Source organism: Komagataeibacter kakiaceti JCM 25156, assembly GCF_000613305.1.
In genome coordinates this window covers 1-5,203 of sequence record NZ_BAIO01000144.1, presented here as the reverse complement: position 1 = coordinate 5,203, position 5,203 = coordinate 1, and the positions used below count along the sequence as shown (strand labels likewise).

Sequence of the window (5,203 nt, the reverse complement as noted above, 5' to 3'; positions counted from 1 at the left end):
CTGCGCCTTACCGCCGCCGGAAGCAGCAGCGCCCCGCAGAAGGGCGGACCCGTAAAGAATTTGGAGCCGGTCACCATCACCATCCAGCCCTTGTCCAGATAGGCGCGGACCCGTGCCGGATCGAGCCGGGCCTGACAGGCGTCCACCACCACATCCGGGCGGTCACCACTTGCGGGATCGGGCTGGCTGGCGTGTTCCAGCGCCTCCAGCCCCGGCGCGAGCAGGCCGGTCTTGGACAGGTCCAGCCGGTGCAGCAGCACATGCCGCCCGGCCTCGCGCATTTCCTGTGTCAGGCGACAGGTATCCGCATCGACATCAGCCGGGGCGCGGACATGACCCTCCGCATCGCGCATGGGAACATTGGCCACAAGCGTATCGGCCGGAAACCCTTCGATCCGCGTGCCGCACGCCACCGCCACGCCGCGCGCGGTATCATTGGCGAAATGGCAGCCGGTGGCGGCCAGGGGGACGCCGCTGCCGGTTTCCTCCGGGGCGATGAGGATATTGCCGACAGGCCGGCCGCCCGGCGCAAGGGTCGCGAAGGCCAGCGCGTACAGTTCGCAATCCGTGCCCGAAGGCGCCAGCACCACGCCTTCATCCTCCCTCAGACCAAAATGAGCGGCCAGACGGGTCTGTATCCCGGCATCGAGATTGCAGGCCGTGGCTTCCAGCCGGCCATGCAGCGCCCCGGCCAGAAGCGCCAGGCGCGCCTTCTCCGCCCCGGCGAAGCCCCGTTCGGACAGGGAGGACGCGGTGGACGAGGCAAACGTAATGGCCCAGGGCCGGGGCCGGTGCGAACAGCCGTAATGGTTGAGCCCGGTGGCCGGGTCCACGCTCAGCCGGGCGTCGCCGCCGGTGGCCATGAGCGCCTCGGTCGGGCCCAGCAGGGGCCACAGGGCCTGTAGCGCATCATAGGCCCCCGGGGTGAACCCGTCCCGGGCCGTCCGGGCAGGCGGCGGTTGCAGGGGCGCAAGACACGACCAGATTTCCCGCAGATCCTGAACGGGTGGGGTGGGGTGTCCCGCCATCTGTGGCACCCACGGGGCCGGGGCGTCCACGTCCTGCCTGCCGGTATCGAGATACCAGAACAGCGCCGCCGTGCGCGCCGCGCAGAAGGCGGCGCATACCGGCCGGTCCGGCGCGATTTCCAGCATGATGGCCAGTTCCAGCGCCTGGCGCAGGTAGAAGGCCGTGACGTCCTGCCGCCCCTGCGTGGGCATGCCCAGCACGATTCCCCCATCGGGCAGGATACGGAAGGGAAGATCCAGCGCCGGATCGAGCAGGATCCGCCGGGCCCCCGCAATCACGCGCAGGTCCGGCCGTTCCAGCACGCGCATCAGTTCCTGCGTCAATGTGTGGGCGAACACCGTGTTGCTTCCTTTTCCACGTTGCCAGGCGGGAGGGACCAGCCTGCCTGTGCCATGAGACGGCGCATATGTTCCGGTGGCATGGCCGTGGCGTGTACGGGAATGTCCAGTGGCAGATGAATGCTCCGGCTCATGAGGTATAACGCCCCTTCCCCGCGCGCGCCATATCGGCTGTCGCCCAGTATGGGGCAGCCCATTACGGCACAATGCACGCGGGCCTGATGGGTTCGCCCCGTTTCCAGCTCCAGTTCCAGCCAGCTTATGGGCTGGCCCGCCGTGTCCCGGCCCCGCCCCATGACACGCCAGCGCGTGCGGGCGTCCTGCCCGCCTGTCGCCACCGGCTGCATGGACCACTGACGCCCCTGCTCCACCCGCGCAAGCGGCGCATCGACCACGCCGGAAAGCCCGCCGGGCGCGCCGTGCACGATGGCCCAGTATGTCTTGCGCGCCCGCCCCGCCGCGAAACACGCCTGCGCCGCGACCAGCGCCTGCTTGCGCAGGGCGATGACAAGGCAGCCCGATGTATCCTGATCCAGCCTGTGGGCCAGCCATGGGCCGTGCGGTGGCGTGAAAGCCGGGGGAACCAGTCCTCCACGCTCGGGCCGCCGCTCCGGCCGGGATGGGCTGGCAGGCCGGGCGGCTTGTCAATGATCACGAACCTGTTATCGCGATACAGGACCGTAAAGGGTGGCGGCCCGGAAGGCTGTGCCCGCACCGTCCGGCGCGGAGGGGACTTTGCGCTCATTCCTCTTCCGTGGGACGCCGCATGAGGACTTCACGCCGCCCGACATGGTTGGCCTCGCTGACCAGACCTTCCTTTTCCATCTGCTCGATAATCTTGGCCGCGCGATTATAGCCGATCGACAGATGACGTTGGATGAAGGAGGTGGACGCCTTGCCTTCGCGCGCCACGACCTCGACCGCCTGGGCGAACAGGCCATCTTCCTCGGCCCCGCCACCGGGCGCGGAAAAGGGCTTGCCCGCGCTGTCATCTTCCTGTGGGGAAATGACGTCATCATCATAGATCGGCTCGCCCTGCGTGCGCAGGAACGCCACGACGGCCTCAACCTCACTATCATCCACGAACGGCCCATGCACGCGGGTAATGCGGCCACCCGCCTGCATGAACAGCATGTCGCCCCGGCCCAGAAGCTGTTCGGCCCCCTGCTCGCCCAGGATGGTCCGGCTGTCGAACTTGCTGATGACCTGAAAGGAAATGCGCGTGGGGAAGTTGGCCTTGATGGTGCCGGTAATCACATCGACCGACGGGCGCTGCGTCGCAAGGATCAGGTGGATGCCCGCCGCGCGCGCCTTCTGGGCAAGGCGTTGCAGCAGGGCCTCGATTTCCTTGCCCGCCACGATCATGAGATCGGCCATCTCGTCCACCACGATCACGAGATATGGCAGCGAATCGAGGGCGAGCTGCTGTTCCTCGAACGTCGGCTTGCCGGTTTCCGGGTCGTAGCCGGTCTGCACGCGGCGGGTCACGATCTCGCCACGTTCGCGCGCTTCGGCCACGCGGTCGTTGTAGCTGGCGATGTTGCGCACCTGAAGATGCGCCATGGCGCGGTAACGGCGGTCCATTTCGCGCACCGCCCATTTGAGCGCCGCCACCGCCTTGGCCGGTTCCGTCACGACCGGGGTCATGAGGTGGGGAATGCCCTCGTAAATCGAGAGTTCAAGAATTTTGGGGTCGATCAGGATCAGGCGGCACTGCTCGGGCGAGAGACGGTAGAGCAATGACAGGATCATGCGTTCACGCCAACCGACTTGCCCGACCCGGTCGTGCCCGCGATGAGCAGGTGGGGCATGGAGCCGAGATCGCTGTACACCGATTCGCCCGCAATATCCTTGCCCAGCGCGAGATTGAGCCGGGCCCGCGCATGCGACCATTGCGGATCCATGAGCAGTTCGGAGAAATAGACCGTCTCGCGCCGGGCGTTGGGCACCTCGATCCCGATGACATTGCGCCCCGGCACGGTTGCGATGCGCACGCTCAGCACGGACAGGGAGCGCGCCACGTCATCCGCAAGGCCGACCACGCGCGCGGCGCGGATGCCGGTGCGGGCTGGAGTTCGTACAGCGTGACAACCGGACCGGCGTGATAGGCCACGATCTCACCCTGCACGCCATATTCCGACAGCACGGTAACGAGATGGGCCGCGTTGGCCTGCAACAGTTCATCGGTCGGTTTGGTGGCCGCGTTCTCCGGCGGGGGCCTGAGCAGGGAAAGCGGGGGGAACTGCCACTGGGGCTGGGGCGACGGGATGTATTCCGCCTCCTCCGCCATGGCCGTGGGGGGCGGCGCGTACCCTTCCGCCACGGATGTAGGTTCCGGCTCCGGCGTGGCCCGGCCACCGGAGAAGAAGCGGGACAGAAGCGTCGGGCGCGCGGGTTCCGTCACGGCGGCGGGCAGATCCTCCCGCGCCGGGAGGGCGATGGGATCGCTCCCGGCCGGCGTGGGATCCTCATGCCAAGGCAGGCGGTCAGATGGCAGGGGGTTCCCGCCCAGCAGGGGCTGGGTGATTTCCTCATCCATGCCGGGCGGGTGCATCCAGCTTGTCTGTAGCGACACCTTCGCGGGGCGGCCGCCCAGTGCCGGGCGGGGCGCTTCCTCCGGCGGTTTCGCCATGGCGGGCATGCTTTTCACAGCGGGTGGCGGAACCGGCTTTGACGCGGGCGCCTCCGTCACCGGCATCATGGCCGTGCCGGGGGTGGAGGTGTGCGCGGGAACTGTATCCGCATCCGCCACGGGGGCGACGGATGGCTCCGCTTCACCCCCCATGGGAGCGCGGGGTTCCAGCGCGGATGCAAGCGCGGCGGACAGCGGCGATGAATGGTCGGGAGCTGGCGGGCGCGGGGAATAACCGCTTTCGGCAGGGGGAAGTGTCGTGTCCCGCGCCTGTCCGGCCAGATGCCGCAGCCACCGGACCACAACCACGGGCTGGCGCAGCACGAAGCGTATGGCCCGGCCGATCCCCTTCCATTCCGACAGGGATAGCGCAAAGGCGAGCAGCAGGAGCAGGCCGCCCAGAACCAGCCCCAGCACCCAGACGATGAGTGGCCCGCCACGCCCGATAAACCCGGTTGCGGCCTGAATGGACAGATGGGCGACGGACAGGCCGACCGCCCCGCCCAGCCCGGCCCCGGTTGGCCAGAGCCATGCGGGAATACCCGGAACCAGCAGGGGCAGTGCGGCGATATCGGCCGCGATGACCGGCAGCCCGCACAGCAGGGCGATGAAACGCAGCAGCGCCGAAGCCAGGCCATGATGACGGACCAGACGCCACCCCCACGCCAGCAGGCACAGGATGGCGACGACCCCCACGATTCCGAAATCCTGAAGCATGAGATCGGCCATGTACGCGCCCGGCCGCCCCATGAGGTTGGCCGGGGGCTGGGCGCTGGATGTATTGGCCGAGGGATCGCGCGGGTCATAGCTCCACAATGCGATGGCGAGACATAGCGCCAGACCCCACAGCCCCAGCCCGCCAGCTTCGGCCAACCGTTCGCGCAGGCGCGAGCGCACGGGCGCGGAAGACAGCGAGTCAGGGATAAAACGGCTGAAGATCGCCAAAAACCCACATCCTGATCAGTATGATCCCGGCACGCATCCGCCTGCCGGGACCAGTGGCACGGGGGAAATGACCACTGCGTATCGTGCCACCATTTCCGCCAAAGGGGTGACTATAACCCCGTCGGCCCCATGGACAGAAGGCCGGGCATATAAAATACGGCAATGAATTATGTCACGCCGCCCGCATCATGCCGCCAGCCGAACAGACAGGCGGCGCCGTGCCGTCTTTCAAACAGCAGCCGGTCCGCCGCGACCGGCG

Annotated in this window: 3 pseudogenes; all 3 read right to left on the bottom strand. The window is 67.8% G+C overall.

What is annotated here, in order from left to right:
• Positions 1–1,367 (bottom strand): annotated as a pseudogene (locus JCM25156_RS09115) (hypothetical protein); the annotation flags it as partial.
• Positions 1,349–2,112: pseudogene (locus tag JCM25156_RS09110) on the bottom strand (RluA family pseudouridine synthase). The pseudogenes JCM25156_RS09110 and JCM25156_RS09115, both read right to left, overlap by 19 nt.
• Positions 2,109–4,944: pseudogene (locus JCM25156_RS22995) on the bottom strand (DNA translocase FtsK 4TM domain-containing protein). Before JCM25156_RS22995 ends, JCM25156_RS09110 begins: the two co-directional pseudogenes overlap by 4 nt.
• Positions 4,945–5,203: the final 259 nt, after the last annotated feature.